This window comes from Rhodoglobus sp. G.S.4, assembly GCF_056619605.1.
Window position 1 is genome coordinate 488,112 of sequence record NZ_CM152748.1, and the last position, 21,031, is coordinate 509,142.

Annotated in this window: 22 protein-coding genes, 1 tRNA gene and 1 pseudogene; 8 read left to right on the forward strand and 16 right to left on the reverse strand. The window is 58.6% G+C overall.

Features of this window, described 5'->3' with window-relative positions; genetic code table 11:
- Positions 1 to 44: 44 nt before the first annotated feature.
- From topA to AC061P_RS02400, 7 genes are all read left to right on the forward strand, one after another.
- Entirely contained in the window at positions 45 to 2,915 is a 2,871-nt protein-coding gene (gene topA, locus AC061P_RS02370; RefSeq protein ID WP_449648323.1) for a type I DNA topoisomerase, read from the forward strand.
- A 1-nt stretch (position 2,916) separates the two neighbouring features.
- Positions 2,917 to 3,546, forward strand: a complete 630-nt coding sequence (gene tmk, locus AC061P_RS02375; protein WP_480391706.1) for a dTMP kinase — start codon at positions 2,917 to 2,919, stop codon at positions 3,544 to 3,546.
- A 9-nt stretch (positions 3,547 to 3,555) separates the two neighbouring features.
- Complete coding sequence (locus AC061P_RS02380) at positions 3,556 to 4,722, forward strand: DNA polymerase III subunit delta' (protein WP_480391707.1); 1,167 nt, start codon at positions 3,556 to 3,558, stop codon at positions 4,720 to 4,722.
- On the forward strand, positions 4,719 to 6,248 hold the full coding sequence (locus AC061P_RS02385; protein WP_480391708.1) for an alpha/beta hydrolase: 1,530 nt from the start codon (positions 4,719 to 4,721) through the stop codon (positions 6,246 to 6,248). The genes AC061P_RS02380 and AC061P_RS02385 overlap by 4 nt, the downstream gene beginning before the upstream one ends.
- Before the next feature lie 17 nt (positions 6,249 to 6,265).
- Positions 6,266 to 7,834, forward strand: a complete 1,569-nt coding sequence (locus AC061P_RS02390) for an alpha/beta hydrolase (RefSeq protein WP_480391709.1) — start codon at positions 6,266 to 6,268, stop codon at positions 7,832 to 7,834.
- A 79-nt stretch (positions 7,835 to 7,913) separates the two neighbouring features.
- A tRNA-Thr gene (locus AC061P_RS02395) sits at positions 7,914 to 7,989 on the forward strand.
- A 211-nt stretch (positions 7,990 to 8,200) separates the two neighbouring features.
- Positions 8,201 to 8,587: a hypothetical protein gene (locus AC061P_RS02400; RefSeq protein WP_480391710.1), complete on the forward strand. Its 387-nt coding sequence runs from the start codon at positions 8,201 to 8,203 to the stop codon at positions 8,585 to 8,587.
- Positions 8,588 to 8,728: 141 nt separating this feature from the next.
- On the opposite strand, the gene AC061P_RS02405 is transcribed toward AC061P_RS02400, so the two are convergent.
- Together AC061P_RS02405 and AC061P_RS02410 are read right to left on the reverse strand one after the other, a co-directional pair.
- Positions 8,729 to 9,025, reverse strand: coding sequence for a hypothetical protein (locus AC061P_RS02405; RefSeq protein WP_480391711.1), 297 nt, complete (start codon positions 9,023 to 9,025; stop codon positions 8,729 to 8,731).
- Positions 9,025 to 9,417 carry a hypothetical protein gene (locus tag AC061P_RS02410; protein WP_480391712.1) on the reverse strand — a complete coding sequence of 131 codons (393 nt, stop codon included), beginning with the start codon at positions 9,415 to 9,417 and terminating at the stop codon, positions 9,025 to 9,027. Before AC061P_RS02410 ends, AC061P_RS02405 begins: the two co-directional genes overlap by 1 nt.
- Before the next feature lie 83 nt (positions 9,418 to 9,500).
- On the opposite strand from AC061P_RS02410, the gene AC061P_RS02415 reads away from it, so the two are divergent.
- Positions 9,501 to 9,905, forward strand: coding sequence for a hypothetical protein (locus AC061P_RS02415; RefSeq protein WP_480391713.1), 405 nt, complete (start codon positions 9,501 to 9,503; stop codon positions 9,903 to 9,905).
- Here AC061P_RS02415 and AC061P_RS02420 read toward each other — a convergent pair.
- From AC061P_RS02420 to AC061P_RS02485, 14 genes and pseudogenes are all read right to left on the reverse strand, one after another.
- On the reverse strand, positions 9,902 to 10,606 hold the full coding sequence (locus AC061P_RS02420; RefSeq protein WP_480391714.1) for an Ig-like domain-containing protein: 705 nt from the start codon (positions 10,604 to 10,606) through the stop codon (positions 9,902 to 9,904). The two genes, AC061P_RS02415 and AC061P_RS02420, sit on opposite strands and share 4 nt — an antisense overlap.
- A complete protein-coding gene (locus AC061P_RS02425) occupies positions 10,599 to 11,738 on the reverse strand; it encodes a hypothetical protein (RefSeq protein ID WP_480391715.1) in 1,140 nt (379 codons plus the stop codon). Before AC061P_RS02425 ends, AC061P_RS02420 begins: the two co-directional genes overlap by 8 nt.
- A gap of 4 nt (positions 11,739 to 11,742) precedes the next feature.
- Positions 11,743 to 12,093 carry a hypothetical protein gene (locus AC061P_RS02430; RefSeq protein ID WP_480392189.1) on the reverse strand — a complete coding sequence of 117 codons (351 nt, stop codon included), beginning with the start codon at positions 12,091 to 12,093 and terminating at the stop codon, positions 11,743 to 11,745.
- A 180-nt stretch (positions 12,094 to 12,273) separates the two neighbouring features.
- Positions 12,274 to 12,588, reverse strand: a pseudogene (locus AC061P_RS02435) (M23 family metallopeptidase); the annotation flags it as partial.
- A 2-nt stretch (positions 12,589 to 12,590) separates the two neighbouring features.
- On the reverse strand, positions 12,591 to 13,550 hold the full coding sequence (locus AC061P_RS02440) for a hypothetical protein (RefSeq protein WP_480391716.1): 960 nt from the start codon (positions 13,548 to 13,550) through the stop codon (positions 12,591 to 12,593).
- 9 nt (positions 13,551 to 13,559) lie between these two features.
- Positions 13,560 to 14,411 (reverse strand): hypothetical protein, encoded by an 852-nt coding sequence (locus AC061P_RS02445; RefSeq protein ID WP_480391717.1) that lies wholly within the window; start codon positions 14,409 to 14,411, stop codon positions 13,560 to 13,562.
- Complete coding sequence (locus tag AC061P_RS02450; RefSeq protein ID WP_480391718.1) at positions 14,411 to 17,290, reverse strand: phage tail tape measure protein; 2,880 nt, start codon at positions 17,288 to 17,290, stop codon at positions 14,411 to 14,413. Before AC061P_RS02450 ends, AC061P_RS02445 begins: the two co-directional genes overlap by 1 nt.
- A gap of 264 nt (positions 17,291 to 17,554) precedes the next feature.
- On the reverse strand, positions 17,555 to 18,112 hold the full coding sequence (locus AC061P_RS02455; RefSeq protein ID WP_480391719.1) for a hypothetical protein: 558 nt from the start codon (positions 18,110 to 18,112) through the stop codon (positions 17,555 to 17,557).
- 75 nt (positions 18,113 to 18,187) lie between these two features.
- The gene (locus AC061P_RS02460; protein ID WP_480391720.1) at positions 18,188 to 18,934 is read right to left on the reverse strand and encodes an IPT/TIG domain-containing protein; all 747 of its coding nucleotides are present in this window, start codon (positions 18,932 to 18,934) and stop codon (positions 18,188 to 18,190) included.
- Between the two features lie 76 nt (positions 18,935 to 19,010).
- The gene (locus tag AC061P_RS02465; protein ID WP_480391721.1) at positions 19,011 to 19,451 is read right to left on the reverse strand and encodes a hypothetical protein; all 441 of its coding nucleotides are present in this window, start codon (positions 19,449 to 19,451) and stop codon (positions 19,011 to 19,013) included.
- Positions 19,444 to 19,812 (reverse strand): hypothetical protein, encoded by a 369-nt coding sequence (locus AC061P_RS02470; RefSeq protein WP_480391722.1) that lies wholly within the window; start codon positions 19,810 to 19,812, stop codon positions 19,444 to 19,446. Before AC061P_RS02470 ends, AC061P_RS02465 begins: the two co-directional genes overlap by 8 nt.
- Positions 19,809 to 20,153 carry a hypothetical protein gene (locus AC061P_RS02475; protein ID WP_480391723.1) on the reverse strand — a complete coding sequence of 115 codons (345 nt, stop codon included), beginning with the start codon at positions 20,151 to 20,153 and terminating at the stop codon, positions 19,809 to 19,811. Before AC061P_RS02475 ends, AC061P_RS02470 begins: the two co-directional genes overlap by 4 nt.
- Positions 20,154 to 20,162: 9 nt before the next feature.
- Positions 20,163 to 20,582 carry a head-tail connector protein gene (locus AC061P_RS02480; RefSeq protein ID WP_480391724.1) on the reverse strand — a complete coding sequence of 140 codons (420 nt, stop codon included), beginning with the start codon at positions 20,580 to 20,582 and terminating at the stop codon, positions 20,163 to 20,165.
- 3 nt (positions 20,583 to 20,585) lie between these two features.
- Entirely contained in the window at positions 20,586 to 20,978 is a 393-nt protein-coding gene (locus AC061P_RS02485) for a hypothetical protein (protein ID WP_480391725.1), read from the reverse strand.
- Between the last annotated feature and the right edge of the window lie 53 nt (positions 20,979 to 21,031).

Below are 21,031 nucleotides of genomic sequence, written 5' to 3' on the forward strand. Positions count from 1 at the left end.
GTGGCGCTGCCACCGGTCAAGTGCGTCATCACCCAAGGAGTCCCGTGTCTGGCACCAAAAAGCTTGTCATTGTCGAGTCGCCCACCAAGGCCAAGACGATAGCCAAGTATCTCGGTGACGACTACGACGTGCTCTCCTCGGTCGGCCACATTCGAGACCTCGTCGAACCTCGCAACCTGCCACCCGAGCTCAAAAAGGGTTCCCTTGGCAAGTTCTCTGTCGATGTCGACAACGACTTTGAGCCCTACTACGTCGTTTCCGACGCCAAAAAGAAAACCGTTTCCGAACTCAAGAAAGCGCTCAGCGGAGCCAACGAGCTCTACCTCGCAACTGATGAGGACCGCGAAGGAGAAGCCATCGCGTGGCACCTCCTCCAAGTGCTCAAGCCCAAAGTTCCCGTCAAGCGCATGGTGTTCCACGAAATCACCGAAGACGCCATTGAAGCGGCCATCAACAACACCCGCGACGTCGATACTGCACTTGTCGACGCTCAAGAAACCCGCCGCATCCTCGACCGCCTCTACGGTTACGAAATCTCCCCAGTGCTCTGGCGCAAAGTCGGCCCCGGCCTCTCCGCCGGCCGCGTCCAGTCAGCCGCCACCCGCCTCGTTGTTGAGCGCGAACGTGAACGCCTCGCCTTCATCACCGCCAACTACTGGGACCTCATCGCTCAGCTCTCGCCAGATAGCGAAACCAACGGCTTCGAATCAAAGCTTGTTCGCCTCGACGGCAAGCGTGTAGCCGCCGGCCGCGACTTCGACGACCGCGGAAACCTCAAGGGCGACGCTGTAGCGCTCGACGAGAAAGCTGCCCAAACCCTCGCAGACGCACTACGGATGCCCAGCACCACCATCACCGTGAAGACGGTTGAGACCAAGCCATACACGCGTCGCCCCGCAGCACCATTCACCACATCGACGCTGCAGCAGGAGGCCGGCCGCAAGCTGCGCTACTCCGCACGCCAAACCATGAGCGTCGCGCAGTCGCTCTACGAAAATGGTTACATCACCTATATGCGAACCGACTCTTCGTCGCTGTCGCAACAGGCCATCACCGCCGCGCGCACTCAAGCCGTCGCGCTCTACGGTGCTGACGCCGTGCCAGACAAGCCCCGCGTCTACGCCAGCAAAAGCAAGAACGCTCAAGAAGCCCACGAAGCAATCCGCCCTTCCGGTGACACTTTCCGCACCCCAAGCGAATTGCAGTCAACGCTGCGCGGCAACGACTTCAAACTCTATGAACTGATCTGGAAGCGCACCGTCGCCTCACAGATGGCCGATGCCAAAGGCTCAACGGCATCCATCACCATCACTGCCGGTGAAGCGCCCGTCGCCGAATTCTCGGCAAGCGGAACCATCATCACCTTCCGCGGCTTCATGCAGGCCTACGAAGAAGGCCAAGACGAAGAGCGCAACGCCACCGCCGAGCCAAAAGAAGCAAAGCTGCCTCCGCTCAAAGAAGGTCAGACGCTCACGCTGCTCGAGGTCGAAGCCAAAGGCCACGAGACCAGCCCGCCGCCTCGCTACACCGAGGCAAGCCTCGTCAAGAAGCTTGAAGAGCTCGGTATCGGTCGCCCGTCAACCTACGCGTCGATCATCTCCACGATCATCGACCGGGGCTACATCACCCCGCGTGGCCAAGCACTTGTGCCCAACTGGATCGCCTTCTCGGTCATCCGTTTGCTCGAAGAATATTTCGGCGACTTGGTGCAATACGACTTCACCGCTGGCATGGAAGATGACCTCGACCGCATCGCCGGTGGCAGCCAGAACCGGGTCGAATGGCTCAAGTCGTTCTACTTCGGCGACGACAAGTACCGCGGCCTTCGCACTGTTATCGACAACCTCGGCGAAATTGATGCCAAGGAAATTAACTCGATGAAGCTGTCGGATGAAGTGACCCTGCGCATCGGAAAGTACGGCCCGTACCTGGAGACCCCCAGTGACGACCCCGAGAAACCGCGCCGCGTCAACATTCCCGAAGCACTTGCGCCAGACGAACTCACCCTCGCTAAAGCCGTCGAACTTATCGAAGCCCCCGTTGTCGGCGACCGCGTTATCGGCGTGAACCCCGAAAACGGCAAAGAGATTGTCGCCAAGGATGGACGCTTCGGCCCCTACGTCACTGAGCTCGAACCAGAACCTGAGCCCGTTCCTGAGCCAGTCGAAGAGATTGACCCCAAGACTGGCGAAGTAAAAAAGGCTAAGAAGCCTAAAAAGGTCGCCGTCGTAAAGCCGCGCACTGCATCCATCTTCAAAACGATGGAACTCGACGCAATCGACCTCGATACTGCGCTCAAACTGCTTAGCCTGCCCCGCGTTGTTGGTGTTGACCCCGAAACCGGTGTGGAAATTACCGCCCAAAACGGACGCTACGGCCCCTACCTCAAGAAGGGCGTAGAGACTCGATCACTCACCAGCGAAGACCTCATCTTCGAGATCGACGTAGCCGGGGCTGTTGAACTTTACGCGCAGCCCAAATACGGAAACCGCGCAGCATCCAGTGCCCTCAAAGAGTTCGATGCCGACCCCGTCAGCGAAAAGCCGATCAAGATTAAGGATGGCCGCTTCGGTGCTTACGTAACCGACGGCACGACTAACGCCACGATCCCTCGCGGCGAAACTGTCGAAGACGTCGACTTTGAGCGCGCCGTGCAATTGCTCGCCGACAAGCGTGCCAAGGGGCCAGTCAAGCGCAAGACGGCAGCAAAGAAGCCTGCCGCGAAAAAGCCCGCAGCCAAGAAGCCCGCAGCCAAGAAGCCTGCGGCGAAAAAGCCAGCAGCGAAAAAGCCTGCAGCCAAGTCGGCCACCGCAAAAACGACTGCGGCAAAGACCACCGCTGCCGCAAAGAAACCGGCGGCCAAGAAGCCGGCAGCCGTGAAAGCTGCCGCATCGTCGGCTGACGAAATCAAGTAGCGTGCCCGGACTCTTCATTACCCTCGAGGGCGGAGATGGTGCGGGTAAAACCACACAATCGAAACTTCTCGTTGAGTGGCTTACCGCTGCCGGTCACACTGTAGTCGTCACCCGCGAACCCGGCGGAACCGACCTAGGGCTTGAGCTGCGCGAAATTGTGTTGCACCGCCGCGGCGAGATGAATCCGCGCGCTGAGGCACTGATCTATGCCGCCGACCGTGCGCATCACATCGCGACGGTGGTTCGCCCGGCGCTCGAACGCGGCGAAATTGTGGTTCAGGATCGCTACATCGACTCATCCGAGGCCTACCAAGGTGCCGGGCGAGTGCTCGGCGCTGACGAAGTACGCGAGCTGTCGCTGTGGGCAACGCAGGGGCTACTGCCCGATGTGACTGTGCTGCTCGACCTCGACCCGACCGACGGCCGCAAGCGCCTCGATAGCGCCCGCACCCGCTATGACCGGCTCGAAGCTGAGAAACAAGATTTCCACACCCGCGTGCGTGACGCCTTCCTCACTCGGGCTGCTCAGGAGCCCGATCGCATCCTTGTCGTGGATGCCGCACGCGACCTGAATGAGATCGCCGCCACAATCCGTGAGCGCATCCAGAATCACCTGCCACAACCCGCTTAGACTGAGCGCATGTCGTTGTGGGAGGGCCTAACAGGTCAAGCTGAGGCGATCGCCGTTCTGTCGGCGGCAGCATCATCGTCGGCTTTGGGAAGCACAGACGAATCGTCAATGACTCACTCCTGGCTGATCACGGGGCCACCCGGTTCCGGCCGGTCAAACATTGCCTACGCGTTTGCTGCCGCACTACTCGGCACCCGCGGCGACGAGACCGAAGAATCTGTGTACAAGCAGGTCCTGGCCCGCACTCACCCCGATTTGGGAGTCCTCAGCACCGAACGCGTCATCATCTCGATTGACGAAGTGCGCAAACTCGTCTCGTCATCGCAATTTTCGCCCTCGGTTGGCCACTACCGCGTGATGATTATCGAAGATGCCGACCGCATGGCTGAGCGCACCTCCAACGTGCTGCTCAAAGCGTTAGAAGAGCCGCCACCTCGCACCGTCTGGATTCTGTGTGCCCCAAGCGAAGCGGACCTCATCCCCACCATCCGCTCACGCGTGCGCAGCGTTCGCCTTCGCACCCCCGCAATTGACGATGTCGCGCAACTGCTGCAAGACCGCGATGGTGTTGCCCCCGACATTGCCTTGCGTGCCGCGCGTGAAGCTCAAAGCCACATCGGCATGGCACACCGTCTTGCCACCAATTCGGAGGCCCGCGAACGACGCGAACGCACCCTCACCACCGTTCTCGACATCCGTTCGGTGTCCAATGCTGTGATTGCTGCCACGACTTTGCTTGACCTATCGAAAGCGGATGCCACAGCGCTCACCGAAGAGCGGGACGCCCAGGAACGTGAGTCAGCGCTTCGCTCGCTCGGTGTCGCCCCCGGCGGAACTATCCCGCCAGCGCTGCGCGCTCAACTGAAAACGATGGAAGAGGACCAGAAGCGTCGAGCTACCCGTGGACTGCGTGATGGCATCGACCGCATCATGGTTGACCTGCTTTCGCTGTATCGCGACATTCTGCTGACCCAGATCGGCGCTCCTGGCGAACTCATCAACCTCAGCATCCTCAACAACATCAACGCGGTCGCTGCCAGAACCACGCCCGTAGCGACCCTTGCGATCATGGATGGTATCGCTGAAGCGCGCCGCCGTATCGAGAGCAATGTCGCGCCAGCGCTCGCGCTTGAAGCAATGCTCGTGAAAGTCGCTGTTTCCGGTCGCGGCGCATGAGGCGCATCTTCGGCGTCACTGCCGCTGCGCTTGCTGTCTCGCTCTTGCTGAGCGGTTGCGTCTCGTGGTTCATGCCACCGGAATCAAACATGACGTCAACACCGACCGACGAAGCAGTGACTCCGGGACTTGAGCCCTACTACCAGCAGGTGTTGGAGTGGGCGAACTGTGGTGATGCGCTGCAGTGTGCCACGGCGATGGCGCCGGTGGATTGGGAGAACCCCGAAGGCGAAACAATCGAGTTGGCGCTAGTTCGTCAGACAGCGCGCGGCAATGACCGCATCGGTTCGTTGTTAGTGAATCCTGGTGGTCCTGGTGGCTCTGGGTTTGATTTCATCGCCGACAGTGTGGATTACGCCACGAGTGAGGCGCTCCAGTCACAGTTCGATGTGGTTGGTTTTGATCCTCGTGGGGTGAACCGTTCGACGCCGGTGTCGTGCTACTCAGAGCCGGCGGAGCTCGACGAGTACATCTACGGGATTACACCGGGGGAGAAGGGCAGCGACGAGTGGCTTGCGGCTTCCACGGAGACATCTGCTCAGTTTGCGCAGCGCTGCCTTGAGGAGACCGGGCCTCTTCTGGGGTTTGTCGACACTCTGAGTGCTGCTCGCGATCTCGACATGCTTCGGGCCGCGCTTGGTGACACCACGCTGAACTATTTGGGCTACTCCTACGGAACGTTGCTTGGACAGGTCTACGCGGAGTTGTTCCCGGAGAAGACGGGGAGACTCGTTCTTGACGGTGCGGTTGACCCCGCGGCATCCGAATTTGAGGCAACGAAGGCTCAAGCTCAAGGCTTTGAGGGTGCACTTGATGCGTTCTTGGAGGACTGCGCTGGCGCCAACGATTGTCCTTTCACCGGATCGACTGAGCAGTCGCGGGCATCGATTCGCACTCTGCTAGATCGCCTCGATAAGAGTCCACTTGCGAATGCTGATGGCCGCCAGCTGGGCAGCGCGACGATGTTTACCGCGATCATTTTGCCGCTCTATAGCCAGGGCAATTGGGCGTATTTGCGCCAACTTTTCACCACCGTGATGGAGGGCGATGCGAGCATTGCGTTCGATCTCGCCGACAGCTACAACGGTCGTGGCGCAGATGGCAGCTATGCGGAGAATCAGACGGAAGCGTTCATTGCAATCAATTGTTTGGATGCCCGCGAGCCTGCCGATTCTGCCCGCATGCGTGAACAGGCTGCTGCCTTAGCTGTCGCTGCTCCGATCTTTGGGCCGCAGATGTCTTACGGAGATCCGGGGTGCGCTAATTGGCCGGTGGAGGCGAAGCGCGAGCGGGTGGCGATTGCGGCTCCTGGAGCGGCCGACATGTTGGTGATCGGTACGACAAACGATCCCGCAACTCCGTATGCGTGGGCGGAAACTGTTGCCGCCAATCTTGAGAGCGGACACCTCATTACCTACAACGGTGAGGGCCACACGGCATATAACAAGTCGAACGACTGCGTGAATTCCACTGTGGAAGACTTTCTGTTGAAGGGCGTGGTTCCGGCCGCCGACCCCAACTGCTAACCGCTAGGCTCAGGGCCGTGAAGTTCACCCGTGCTAGTTCCTCTGTCCGCGCCCGCAGGTTCAGCCTTGTGGCGACTGCCGCGGCAGTGACGGTGCTGCTGAGTGGCTGTGTTAATATCCTCGACTTGCTCGTCGGCGAACGTTCGGAACCAACCGGCGAAACGGTTTCCGCGGAACTTGCCCCGTACTACGAGCAAGTACTCACGTGGGTTGACTGTGATGACGGCGCTCAGTGCGCGACGGCGACAGCGCCAATAGATTGGGCTAATCCCTCGCCCGAAACAGACATCACTTTGGCGCTTGCTCGACATGAGGCGACCGGCGAAAGCTTGGGGTCGCTGTTTGTGAATCCTGGTGGGCCTGGGGCTTCAGGTTTTGATCTCATTCATGATGATGTTGATTTTGCGGTGAGTTCGACGCTTCGCGAAAATTTCGATGTCATCGGATGGGATCCTCGCGGGGTTGGCCGCTCGACTCCGGTGACGTGTCTCGACGACGATGGACTCGATGATTTCATTTACGGGATCCCGGATGCCGAGGTCGGCAGCGATGCGTGGCTTGCTGAGAGTGAAGAAGCGGCGATCAGTTTTGGTCAGGCGTGCTTTAACAACACGGGTCCGATCCTGCAGTTCATCGACACCCAGAGCACGGTGCACGATCTCGACATGTTGCGGGCGATTGTTGGCGACGAGAAGCTGCAGTACTTGGGTTATTCCTATGGCAGCGATATCGGTTCGTACTATCTAGAAAACTTTCCCCAGAACGCTGGGCGCATTGTGCTCGACGGTGCAACAGACTCGTCAATCTCGGTGTTCGAGGTGGGGCTCGTGCAAACGGCGGGATTCCAGCGGGCGCTCGAAAACTATTTGGCAGCCTGCCCCACGTCGTTTGACGATTGTCCTTTCACAGCGGGCGTGGATGCCGCACTCGCGACCATCCGCGAACTTTATGACCGCTATGACGCTCAACCGGTTGCTGCCCCCGATGGCCGCATGATGGATGCCGGTGTCATCGATATTGCGATGAGTACTGCACTCTATTCTCAAGATTCGTGGCCGTTTCTCAACGATCTCTTCTCAGAGGCTGCTCGAGGCGGAACGGATACCGCATTCTTCTTGGCCGATTTCTACTACAGCCGCGATAGCGATGGCACCTACACCGACAACTCGCTTGAAGCTTTTATCGCGATTTACTGTGTTGACTACCCGGTCGAGACTGACCCTGCCGTGTTAGTCGAACAACAGAAATTGATGCAGGCGGCATCGCCAACGACGTATCGGGACTTCCCCCCGACCGCAGACCTCACGTGCCTGAATTGGCCCTATAAGTACATCGGCCCTGGTATCACTGAGCTGACAGGTACCGGGGCACCACCGATCCTCATCATTTCGACAACCGGTGACCCAGCGACACCCTACGAGTGGGGGGTCGCCTTGAGTAAGCAGCTTCAGAGTGCTCAACTCATCACCTACAACGGAGAAGGGCACACCGCCTACAACGGCGGAGTTGCCTGTGTGGATGATGCTGTCGACAACTACTTCGTGCGCGGAACGGTGCCCAATACCGACCCCAACTGTGGCGCCTAGCGCTGACTTCACGGTGACGGCTTTGGAGCCCCGAATCTTCGGCTAAGCTATCTTGCTGTGCCTCATGAAAATGCGGCCGGCCGCCTTAGCTCAGTTGGTAGAGCATCTCACTCGTAATGAGAAGGTCGTCAGTTCGATTCTGACAGGCGGCTCCATATAAACACTGGGTAGTCGCCACTACGGTAACTCCCCAGTTATATGCTCTGCACCTTACCGTGCACCCTATGGAGGCAATACACCCCACGGAAATACGCGGTTCGCAACTACGGGGATCGCGTGAAATCGACGCGGGTAACCTGCTCTAATCACCACCCTCCCCATTCTGGGACTGCAGGGATAACGTGTACGCCAGTAGGCTCGGTCACTATGGATGCACTCAAGTTCACACCGATCGTTGATGAGAAGCGTGCCGCGATCTCCGAACGGCGAACATGGATTGGTGTCGGAAGTTTTGTGGCGCTCGTCATTGCATTTGCGATTTTCGTCGCTGTTTCTAGCGAGAGCGAAAGTGAAAGCTACGACGTCAACAACAGCATCGAGGCGATCGCGCAGTGCGAAGATCTAGTCAAGGCCCAACTGAAAGCACCGTCAACAGCCCAGTTCGATTCGACAGCCAAAGGCTTCGGCGAATGGACAGTGACAGGCACCGTGGACGCTGAAAACAGCTTTGGGGCGACATTGCGCAGCGAGTACCAGTGCACCGTCATCATCGAGGGTGAATCGATCAAGCGCCGACTCGATTTTCTCGGCTGACCCCGAGCACAACGAAATCGCCCCGCCCTCCGAAGAGGGCGGGGCGTTGTCGTTGCTGGACTACTGGCAGCTATCGCACTGCAGCAGGTCCATCGGGTCGACGGGCACCATGTACGGTTCGTCGTCAGGATCCTGCACCAGTTAGCGTGCGGTATATACCGGTGTGGCAGACGAACCCAGCAACCACTTCTCGGCCTTAGGCCAACGGGCACCGATCTTGCGGGCACCCCAGTAGTAGAGGGCGATGACAGCAGCGGTGGCTGCTGCGATGAGCAGGTCGCGCCATCCGTTGCCGTACGTGGTTTCGATGTAGGCAATGGCCGTGTTGAGCCACGTGAACTGTGCGAGCAGGAACGTGATCAGCGAGCCGATCGCGACCGGCACGTAAGTGCGGAAGTAAGCGACCGGGTCAATGGTGGGGAGGATGGGGTTAGACATTAGTGCTCCTTGTTCGGTTTGGTGGTTGGTCTGCGCGATGGTCGTTTCATGGCGGGCGGGGTTGTCTCCTCGAGTCTCCGGATCCGTTCGCGTTCTTTCGTGAGAGCGTCGCGGTCGTCGGATGCGTCGCGGTGAATCTGGCGGATATCGGACTTCATCCCGCCAATGTCAGCGACAGCGCCCCTCACAAGCACGGTCAGGTCGCGGAACTTATCGTCGAGGTCGTCCCGCAGGTTCGTGTCGTGAGAGTTCTTTGTCTGGTCAGCGGCGACCTTCGCGTGCTGCCTCGTACGGTTCAGCATGGCCACTAGCACAGTCCCGGTGACGGTAACGATCACAGAAATGATCGACCCGAAGGTGATGATGAGTTGAACCTGAGCGGTTTCGGGCATATGTCTCCTCAGAGTTCGGGGATTGGGTGTAGACAATGTCGTCTGCGGCCGTTAAGGTTCAGCGACAGCCGAAAGGGGCCATCGTGAAGAAGTCAGGTTTTGTTGCCAGCATCGCAGGAGGAGTCATCGCACTCGCGAGCCTCAGCGGAGTTGGAGTGTTCGCCGCGAACGGCGGGTTCGAAACCGAGCCGGTGCCCGAGCAGACCCCAACAGCGGTCGTCGTCACCGTCGAAGAGAACACTCTTCGTCAGGAGACACCAGAAATTGATCTACAGACTGTTGTTGTCCCACCGGCACCAATCGTGGAAGCACCAGCACCAGCACCCGCCCCGGCACCGGAACCAGCACCTGAGGCGTGGACAAATCCTGATGGTTCTGTCGAAGGTGGCCCCGGCTGCCCGCCGCCATATGTTGATCTGGGCTACGGATGCCAAGACCCAATATGTGGTGTTGACGAAAACGGCAACGACATCCCTTGTCAGGGCTAACGATCCTTTAGCTCCGCTACTGCGGCACGCAAATCTTCGAGTTGTTGTTGCTGATCTTGAATTGCAACAAGGTTCGCCACGGCCCCAAAGTTGGCGTAGTCAACACCCATAGGGGTTGTGCCGTCGCTCTCGAAAGTGACGAAAGCACTTAGCCCATTCTTGATAAGGTCTTCGGCGAACAGACCTGTCTCATCGGGAACAACATAGTCGGGGTCGTAGAACTCGTTCTCGGGGTTGTCACGAATATCGATTTGAGCCAGATACGCAAATACGCCGGGGAAGCAACTGCGGACGTTCTCGCCGGTGAAATCCACTGGGCGCACGTTCGTTTTTTTGACGCTTGTGGATGGTGCGTACCCGTACACACCACTGTTGTGTTGCCACACTGTTTGTCGTCCGCCTGGGAGGGCGGTCACGTCGGTGCTGTAAGCGCCCACACTTTTTAGTGTGGTGACAGCGTTTACTGTTCCGGACGCAGTGACGTTGCCGGACGCAGTGACGTTGCCGGTATTCACCGCAGTCGCAAGTACGTCATCGACTAACCCGGGAAGATCATCAATCAGCTGCTGAAGCTTCTCAACAGCCCGCACATACTGTGACCCATCAAAGGTGGAGATACGGTCAATGCGATCATTCAGCTCTCGACGCAGTTCCGAAAGTTGGGAACGGAAATCGCTAGGGCCCGGTGTCTGATTAGCCAAGAGGTGCCTCCGTGGTAGTGACGGTGATCCAGTTCGGATCCTCCGTGCCGGACAGTGCGGCGATCTCACGCCGATAGGTTCCATCAGGAATCAGATCATCATCACGGACGATGATGTCGCACAGATCACCCTTCCGATACTCACCCGGGAATGGTGACTGGTCAGTGCGAACACGGAAAGGCCAAAACTGGGTAGGCGCACCGGATACCCGGATTCGTTCATCCGAATACGACTGCACGGTCGCGGGGTCACTAGCGCTCGAGTGGTCAGTATCGACAGACTCGAAAAGGGGGAAGCCAGCGGCAAGCTGGGCAGGGTTCTGCGCAAAAGCAACCATCGCATTACCGACAGAACGACCACCTGTGGTCCATGTGAGAGATGACATAGCGGTTGCGTCGATCTCGATCTCAAGATCATCAACGCCAGGTTCCGGTACTGAGTAGTCCCACTGGTGGATTGATGTCGACCGGAGACGTGGTTGTTCTTCAGTGCCGGTGCGGAACAGCAGTTCGATGCCGAGTCGGTCTGCGGTGAGGCGTGGGGAGAGTTCCCAATCTGGGCCGTTGTCGCGGGCCGCATAGTTGTCGAAAGTTCGTCCGATGGGAACAAGGTCGGAACCGAGAATGGTGTCTTCGTGAGTGCCTACACGGTCATCTTCGAAGATGATTGGCAAGTCACCACCCGGGAACAACATTGACTGTTGAACGATCTTCTTGAGGATGGTTCCCATGTCCCAACCGGACAGTACCGTGTTGGTGAGCGGGTTTGCTTCACCGGTTGCCGGGTCGATCAGCGGTTCAGTGAGTGCCGCCAATGGGAGGACGGTGCGGCGGCTGAAGTAGTCATTACGTGCCCGGAGTTCAAAGGTTCGACGTCGACGGTTGTAGAGCGGTTTCGACATCAGCCCGAATGCCATTACGTTGTCGCCGATGATCTTCGCGAGGAACGTTTTACCTGCGGTGGCAGCGTTGTAGAGGCCGAGGTCACGCATGCTCTCATCGGCTAAGTTCACCACACAGGAGAGGTCGTCAAAGGCATTTCGGCGGGACTCCCACCGGTCGGTGACAACCTCAAGTTCAAGGATGTTCCGACCGGTGCGGAAGTCACCGATGATAGTGCGGGATTCGACCATCTCGTTACTTCTTGACTATGGCGTCGCGTGCGGCTTGGCCGTTCTCGAGTGCAGTCGGCGCGGTCGGGAATTGTTTGATCTGATCCGAAACGCCAGCGACCGCAGCAAGCACGGGCGACAAATCAGCAGAACCACCCGATACCCCACCAGAAACTGATACGGCTGAGAGATAGCGGTCACGGAACGAATCAAACGATCCCGGGGTCAGGAACACGAACGAACCGTGCACGGCCGCCATCGCATCCGCCAGTGATTGTGAGCTGAGCGTCAACCAGTTTGCGGGTGTTCCGGGCGAGTCACCACCGAGTGCCCACTCGACTGTTCCGTCACGTTTTGTGTAATAACCAGTGCTCATGCTCTTCTTCTTCCGTTTTGGGGGTTCAACAATGGGTGTACCTGTCTCCCCCGCAAGAGAGCCATTAGTGGGGCCTGGGACACGACCACCATTAGCGGCAGTGTTTGTGAAGCCGGCAAAGATTCTTAGCCAGTCCTCCAAAGACAACCTGCCGGAACCGTTGACACGTTCAACCCATGTGTGAACGTGGGGGCCAGATGTTGCACTGCCCGTGCTGCCCACAACAGCAATCAGTGTGCCCTCCGTGACTTTCCCTGAGGTTGGGCCGCGGAAATCGGAGTTGTGTTGCATGGTCACTTTCCATGCACTGTCAGTGATTGCGACAGACCAACCGCCGGTGTCTGACCACCAGTGTGTTACCCATCCGGTGAAGGGGGCGAAAACTGGTTCGCCCGAATCTGCCCCGTAATCTGTTGCAGGGCCAACACCACGTTTCGCATGTGAGGCTGTATCGCCCGTAACACGACGGGCGCCATCAAGAGGTCGTCTAGGCATCGCTAACCTGCTGATGTCGGAGAAGCTTGTATGGCCGTCCACGCCGCTGTTACCCCGGAACGTGAGACGCCGCCGATATCAGAATGTCCCCGCAGGAAATCAAAACCAGACGTCGTGACGTTTTCAACGGCAACGGTGACCTCTCTAGCAGTATCCGTTCTGATCGGAGTTACGATAGGTGGCACCGTGAACATCCCGACTGGAAACACGACCGCCGTTCTGACGAGGCCGTTGGGCACAACAGTCACACCTCCTAGGGTGCCGCCCTTAAAGCGGAAAATTCCTACAGAAGCCCAGATAGATCCGTTGAACTCGTAGCGAGACCCGTCAGCTAGGACAACAGCCGACTGCCTGCTCGATGGATTAGTCCACAAATCCAGCGCCGCCTTCGTCCGAAACGGAACAACCCCACCAGTCGCAGCCGTGTACTGGTACAACTGTGTGTAAACCACCCCACCTGACTGCATGCTGGTAGCTGTCGAAGGGATCAGCACTGCCGCTAGCGGTTCAGCGCCAGCACCAATACCCGGTGCCGCATCAAGTGCCGCCTTTGCGGTGGCGTAAGTAGGTAAAGTGGGTGACGCTGACGCTGTGCCTTTGAGAATGCCAAAAATAGGAAGGCTATTCGCGTCAGCGTTAGGTGCAACCGCATCATTCTGCTTCACATAGATCGTGTCGTATCGCGAGTTCGCTACCGGTGCCGCATCATGCAAAACATTTGTTGCTCCGTCGTTAGGGAGCAAAATCACACCCTGCCCTGAGCGCGACACCGCAACCTCGAAAGCCGCAACAGAAGAATTCATTGTCGCCGTCGATGTGACTAGCGCGGTCGTGTTTCGCAGAAAAACGCCAGTGCGTGGATTTCCGGAACTATCCCGAACGATCAGACCAGCCAACGCAAGACGCACATCATTCGCATCTGCGAGGCCACTGGCCGAGGGGAATCCATCTTGAAGGGCCATCATGTGCTCCTAGTTGTTCGCGGGCGATGTATACGCTGTGAGTGTCGGTGTGCCAGTAACTGCACCGAGGGCGTTGAACTGGATAGTTCGGGTTTCGCCAGGCGGGTTCGTCCACCAGTCGCGGCGTGTGAGGAACCCGGAAACAGAAGACTGACCATCGATGAATGCCTGCCCTGTGCGCAGATTCACCGAAACGGTAGAACCAAGGGGGATAGCCCGTTCAAATCTGATCTCCCGGCCAAGTTCCACGCAGATAGCGCTGAACCCTTCAGCGAGCCCGCCGGTAACTTCGAGGGTCGAATATGTTTCGGCCTCGCCGTTGTTCGTTGTCACGATTCGACCGCTCACCCCGGACGTTCCGAAATCGATCGGGAACACGATGGGGAACACAATCCCGCCACCACCTGACGGTAGGCCGGTGGAAAGAACCTCAACGGGGCCATACGTGCGCGGATCCTTCATCATCAACGGGATGGTGAAGTCAGCGACCGCGTTCTCATCAGACACATAGAAACCGAGTTTGCCGTCGAACTCGACGTATGCGGTGCGCACTGAACCATCTGTCGAATCAGTGACCGTCACAGGCCAACCGGGTTGAAGTTGCTTCAACCCCATGAGGGTTGTGCGCAGTGCACGGATCTGTTCAGCACCTCCGGGGTGGATGATGCGTCCAACAATGTCGAAGTACTTCGCGTCGTCGTACACCGGCGACTGACCAAACACACCATGCCCGGTGTTGCGGCGCACCTTGTCGCGTTTCACATCAGCGCTGTCATCCCACCCGGGGAGGTCAACCAGATACGGGTCAGTGCCAGTGTCGGAGTTGATGAGGGTAATCGTGGGCAGGGTCACGGTGATCATCAGAAACCTCCGAGCTCGTCTTTGATGTACCCGCGAATCCAAGCCGTGCCACCAACAAGCTCAAGCTTGCCGACGATCTCTCGCGGGCCTGAACTGCTGCTGGCTGAGGACTGTGAGCCGCTGCGTCCGCCGTCAGCGAACGACCGTCCGCCTTTGTCGCCCTTTGGTGTCAGCATGAAACCGAACTCGTCTGCGGCCTCAGCAAGAATCTCTGTGGATCGTCCGCGCTTCGCGGGGGCGGCAGGGATGTACCACTCACCGCCGGTTTCTGGTTCAGCCCACACCCGCATTGTGCCGGCGCGTGCGAACTGGGCGATATGGTTCTCCCTGCCGCCGTCGGCGTAGAAGTTGACCTTTCCACCGTCGGCTTTCGTGATTCCACCGCTGCCACCTGTTGCAATGTGCAGTGTCGAGGTGTTGCCGATGCCGTCGATCAGGTTTTGAATTTTCTGCAACCGCGCTAAAGCTTCTCCGGAGTCAACAATCATGTTGAACTCTTTTTCGGTAGGAATCGCGTAGATCTGGTCTGCGAGGTTCTCGGCTTCGTCTGCTGTCGCACCGAACGCGATCGCCCTGTCTATCAGAGCTTGCCGTCCAGCCTCGAGCGTGGCCTTGTACGTGGCGGTGTCATTGGTGAGATCGAACTGTGCCTTCGCTGCATCTTGCGAACTTTGAGCGAGGTCGTTGAGCATGCCAAGGTTCTCGGCGCCCGCCGCAGTGTTCGCACTGATGCCTGACGAGTACCCATCAGTGCCCGCAGCGATCGCAGCAATTTGTGCATCGACGTCGCGCAACGAGTCCTGATAGTCAATGTTTGCGCTGACCGCATCCTGCCCGACACCGTTGGCTTCGTTGATTTTCGCAATGAGGCTGTCGAGGTTGTCGGTGAGGCCGTCGACTTCATTAGCGGCAGCAAGGTATGCGTCAGCAGCCTCGGTAGATGACTTCGCCCCCGTACCCTGCGCAAGTTCCAGAAGTGCCGTGTTCGCGGCAGCTTCATCAGTTGCTGAAATGTTGATGCCTAGCGCCGTAGCCTGCTCGATCAGAGCCTCGCGGTACTCGGGCATCTGGTTCAGCAACTGCAACTGTTGCTCGTCGGAGAGTTTCATCTCCTTCGCGAGAAGCGCGAACGCCTTCTGCGCCGATGGGAGATCACTCTGCGCAGTGATCGCGAGCTCGCCGCCAATATCCTTGAGAGACTTCTTGAGCTGCTGCGCGGATAGGCTCAGCCCAGTGAGGAACGCGTTGGTGTCGATCGTGTTCAGTGTCGACTGGAATGTTTCAGCGGACTCGGTTGCTTCGTCCAGGCGGGAGATCAGGCGACCTTCGTCGGAGACTTTGAACAGCTCATCGGCACTCTTCGCGTTAGTAATAACGTTCTGGTACTCAGCAGACGACGCTTTGAGAGAGTCAAGGTAATCGGTGAGCAACACAACACCCAATGCGGCTGCAGCAATCGCAATACCCCACGGGCCAGCAAGGAACGAGGATGTTCCACGGAGTGCTGCAGTGGTCTTTGGCATCTGTGTTGCAAGGAGCGCGGTCGCGATACGGAACTCAGCAATCTTAGGGACCGCCAACAGCGCCACACCACCACTGAGGATGATTGCCCCAGCGAACAGTGCAAGAACACCAATAGCACCCTGCACAGGCTCAGGAAGCCCACCAAGGAACGATGCGAACTCAGAAAGACCTTCCGACGCGTCCGAGATTGCGGGGAGGAACACCTGCCCGAAACCGATCGCCGCGTCCATCACATTGTTTTTCGTGATCGCAAGCTTCGAAGCGACAGTGTCGTACCGTTTCGCTGCCTCAGAAGTGAGTGCGTTGTTCGCATCAAACGCTTCGTTGCCGGTCTCCATCGCCTCAGTGAAGGAGTCAGACGCAGCAGCAGAACGCAACAGTGCGTCACGCATGCGAACTTCGGTAATGCCGAGTTCCTCAAGCATCCCCAGAGTGGAACCACCCTGCGCTTCCGCATCAGCAAGACCCTTCACGAACAGAGCCAAAGCTGCGCCCGGGTCGGTCTTCCACTTCTTCGCAAACTCGTCAGCGGAAACCCCAGCGATTTCAGCGAACTGGTCGAGACGCTTCCCGCCCTTGTCAACGGACGCAGCGATGTCGATCATGACCTTCGAAACGGCAGAACCGCCAGCCTCAGCCTCAATACCCACAGACGAGAGTGCCGCGGCAAGGCCTAACGTTTCACCCTCGGTGAGACCGACCTGCTTAGCCGCACCAGACAGGCGGGTGGCCATCGCCACAATCTCAGCCTCTGTGGTGGCGTAGTTGTTGCCGAGCTCCACCACAGACGAACCAAGGTTCGAAACCTTGTCCTGCGAGGTACCCATTACGTTCATAAACCGGGCGAGAGCTGTGGCAGCTTCGTTCGCTGACAGGTTTGTTGTTTCGCCAAGGTCAATCATGGTGCGGGTGAACGCGACAACGTTCTTTGTTTGCACACCCAACTGACCTGCAGCCTCTGCTACAGCCGCGATCTCCTGATGGGAGGCCGGAAGTACCTTAGTGAGGTCGCGCAGGCCATCCTCGACCGCCCCAAGCTCCTCAGGGGTGCCCTCAACAGTTTTTGTGACGCCAGCCCACGCTGACTCCCAGTCGATCGCAACCTTCGCCGTGAGGGCAACCATTGCCAGCACCGATGCGTCGATGCCGACGGCAGCAGTCCCGATCTGGGTTTGCGCGCGCTTGACATCCTCGCCGAGTTGCTTCGCAGCTTGTGCAGCTTCCGCTTGCTCTTTCGCGAGGCGTTTCGCTGACTGGGCGGCAGTCTCCTGCTTCTTGCCCAAATCCTCGGTGGACTTCGCGGTCTCTTTCGAGGTGGTGCCAACCTTTTTAGCGGTCTGCTCCGCTGAAGCCATGGCCGTTTGGAAGACCTGGTCCCCGGCCACTTGAATGTTGAATACTATCGATCCGGCATCGAACACGAGTCATCACCGCTTTCTTCAACCAGGAGTCCTCGATGTTGAGGAGTCGTTCAGTAGCGGATCGGATGTAATGCCACGTTCTCGTATCGAGAGCGCGGTCAATATCCGTGATGAGGTGATGCTGTGCGAGGTCAAGTTCAACCTCGCCGAAAAGTTGCGGGAACGCCTCAGCCCAAATGTCTTGAGCTGTGGCCCCCGTTACGGCTTTGTCTGTTTCGGCAGCCTGTCTTGCGGCTGCTTCACGTTCGGCTTTCCACCCGTCGGGGTAGACGTAGTGGGGGTATTTGCCAGTTGAATCAGGGTTTCCAATGCCGAACTGGGCGATGTCCGCGAGGGTGAGAGCCCCAAACGTGCGACCAGCGCCCAGAGTGCTTTTACCCCACCAGCCAAGCCTTCACCGCCTTCGATGTAGGCGTTGACACCGGACACACCAAGGATCGTCTGCCAGAACATGGCGGCGAGCGCAACAGATTCTGTTTCAGGGATCGATAGCTCGAGTCCCATCCGGTTACCGACAGTGCGTTCATCCAACGGTCGTGGTACCCACAGGTCACCGTCGAGGATTGCACCGTCAACGGCAATGGCCAGAGCATCAGTCATCTGCTCACTGGTGGCGGTACCGGTTGCCCCACTCAGGTAGGTGTCGGTGATTTGCATACCTGCACGCCCCGGAAGAGGCTTGATAATGAACGGTTCGTCAATACCGATCACGGTGATGTGGAGGTCGCGGCCTTGCTGGGCGGCGGTGATGGTCATGAGTGGGTGTGCTCCTTGCTGTGAGGGTGGTCACCCGGCGGCGACCAGTGAGGCCACCGCCGGGGAGTGAACTGGTTAGATTGCGGCGACGTACGCGAACGCTGCCGAGGCACCGGTCGCGTTCGTGACGATGATCGGTGCCGCACCAGAAACGGTGGCGGGCACGAGCACCGCAAGGGTGTTGTCGTCGTACACGGTGAACTCGACAACGGCAGCACCGTCCATGGTGATCCCGGTCGTGCCGGTGAACTTGTAACCACGCAGGACGATGATCTCGCCCACAGCAGCACCCGACGTCGGCGACACCGACTCAACGATCGGCTCACCAGTACTTGCAATCGGGGAGGTGATGTAATCCACGACACCGTTCGAGGTGAATGTGAACTTGTACCCGCCGGACTCGGAAAATCCGGTCTTCAGTGGTGCAACGGACACGGAGAAGTTGCCCTCGATCGCGGGAAGGTTCTCATCCTTACCATCGAACAGTTGAACGTCGACCTTGTTCGCGGAACCCTTCCCCTTGGCGATGTTGAGCAGGGCGATAAGCCACGGCTGGGAAATCGCACCGGTGTCGTCGCGGACAGCTTCAACGTCGGTCGTGATGACCCAGTTCTCGCCGATCTTCTCCATCGACTGAGTGGTCTTGTTGCCGTAGTTTTCGCGCGCCTGGATGACATCGGTAGGGATACCGTTGATGTTGTTGCAGTCGCCGGAGATGTTCTCGAAAACACCGCCACGCTTGACGCGGAGGATCTTCTCGTGGGCAAGCTGCAAGCTGCCCTCAGTCTGGGCGGTCGTGTTGTACAGGGTCTGGTCGGACATGTTTACTCCTTGATTGATGGGGGGTGTCGGGCATGCCGACGAACCCCTCTCTGAGGAGGGGTGGTCTTGTTGGTGCTTAGGAGAGCGGGCGACGGCCTCGGAAGTAGAACGTCTGTGCGGTCGAATAGCGACCGTTCGCGTCTTTCGTGAACGTCAGTTGCGAGAACAGCGACACCCACGACACATTGAACCCAGCCGGGATTCCCTGCTTATGGTCAAGAGCTGTCGCAAGGTTCCATGCGAGGTTGCGGGCCTGCACCCTTGTGCCCTTGAGTCGGGAAAGGATCTGGATGCGGTGGGTGAGATTCGCACGGCCGTCACGGAGCGGGTCGAGGGTGGTGAGCGCAATGACGTTGTCGAGAGTGGTGGGCAGGTCTGGGCCTGAAACAATTGCGGGCCGTTCAAGTGTCGCCTCAGCAGGCGTGTACACGGCAGTGGGCTTGTACAAACCAAGTTCGATGTCGTCCAGATGCTGCGCAAGGGCACGCTCGAAGAGGACTGGGTAGGAATCAGGCACCGCCAGCTCCCTTCGCAACGATGTTCCGGAACTCCTCAACGTTCTGCATCATCGGGTCCTCAAGGTATTTGCCCTTGGCGCCGGGGTTGCTGTCGGTCGAAAAATTGTATTCGGGGTGCTCGTGGAGGCGTGCAGCCTGCGGGCGGTCATAGACGATCTGTGTCGATTCGCCGATCTGCTCCGCGTTGACGACCTGCCCTGATTCGGAAAGGTCGCCATTGTCGAACGGGACTTGTTCAGAAGAGAGCGCGAGCCCACGTTCACCAGCCATGTTCTGTCCACGCACAGCACCCATGAGAATTTCCGCAACAACGGCATTGAAGTTGAGAGTGACAGCAACTTGTGCGCTGATGTCATTCATGTCGTCCACGCCTCTACGTGGCTGGGTGTGCGCGGGTAGTCGTAGAACTCCGACGTGATGACCTCGGCCTCACGCTCGCGCGCTGTGCCGATGCCTACCGTAACCTTCGAGGTGGGCAGCACATCATCGTCAGTGAGCAGGACGATGAACGTCGCGGCGGTGATCTCTTGCCCTACCGTGGGCGACGATGAACGCCGGTCAACAACCAGCTTCGACTTCTGCTCCACATAGGCGGGCACATCGGTTACTGGGTCGGCGTAGGTGACACCCTCAGCACTCTCACCAGTGAGGCGGGTGATGATGATGCGGTGTGGTAGGTGCTTCTTGCGGAGGCGGGCCATGAGCTCCCCCTACGAGTGGTAGACAGTCGCGGATATAAGACCCGCATTTGTGAGGATGGTCACAGCACCTTCACCGATACGTTGAACGAGTTTCTCGCGTGAGCTGAGGCCCTGCTGGGTGCTGCTGGTGGTGCCGAGTGACACAGAGCCGATCTTCACCGCACCTTGTGCAGCATCAGCGCCGCGCACATCGCCGGTCTCTTCCCAGAACTCGACAATCGCGCACGTTGCTTCCTTGAACGCATCAGAGATCGTGGCATCCGTGGGAAAGTTGTCCTCATCGACGTCGTACCGCGACAGACGGGTGAGGCCGTCAACTTCGGAGGATGCCGCACGGAGTCGTTTGTTCAGGACCGGCAGTTCAACGTCGGCGGGTTCCTCAGCCAGTGCGGCGTAGTCGATCGCTGTGGCGTACACACGCTGTGCCATGGTCTATTCCTCAGGGCTGGCGGGGAGAGTCGCAAGGGACTTGCCGTCGCCAATGATTGTGCCGTCAGGCATCTCTACGATCCCGAACGGGCCATCAGTGGGCACGGTGCCCTGCTCAGCGGCTTTTGCGGGCTTCGCGGTCTTTCCCTTGCGGGAACGTTTCGATGGCTCAGAAACGTGGTCTGTTGTGTCGCCCTCTACCGCGTCAGGGAGCGCCTCGAACGGGGACTCCTCTGAGTAGCCGTGCAGCGTGTCTTCGAACGTGTACCCGTGCAGCACGAGCGCCGCGCGAACCTCAGGGTGGAGATCGTCAACGTCAGCGAACCCGTCACGGAAAGTGACACCAGCAAAGGTCTGCTTACCAGCCTTCGGGTGCGGGTGGGTGATGCGTGCCATGATGCTCCGATCAGAGAGTGTGGGAGGGGTGCGAGGTCGCGACAGGGAGGAAC